General features: G+C 48.8%; 1 protein-coding gene. It reads left to right on the top strand.

All coding sequences use genetic code 11. From position 1 onward, the window contains the following. The coding region (locus AAEZ03_RS28725) for an aconitase family protein (protein WP_350583393.1) at positions 1 to 240 on the top strand (240 nt) is incomplete at both ends.

Raw genomic sequence — 240 nt, 5'->3', positions numbered from 1 at the left:
CATTTGAAGGTCTGGAGCTGGCCAATAGAGCGCCATGGCGTCTGTCGGCTAACATCGCTAGTCCCGATCATAATGTACCAACAGTGACTAAAGAGCGCTCAGAAGGCGTGGCTGGTATCAAAGACAAAGTATCGCGCTTACAAGTACTCACCTTGGATGAGAATTGTGCGAAGTTTGATATCGCTGAGTTTACTATCAATGATGCGCGTCAAGGTATCTTGCACGTGGTCGGTCCTGAAC

It is taken from the genome of Pseudomonas sp. HY2-MNA-CIBAN-0224 (assembly GCF_040310285.1).
Taxonomy (GTDB): domain Bacteria; phylum Pseudomonadota; class Gammaproteobacteria; order Pseudomonadales; family Pseudomonadaceae; genus Aquipseudomonas; species Aquipseudomonas helleri.
This window is presented reverse-complemented; position numbering and strand designations above follow the sequence as displayed.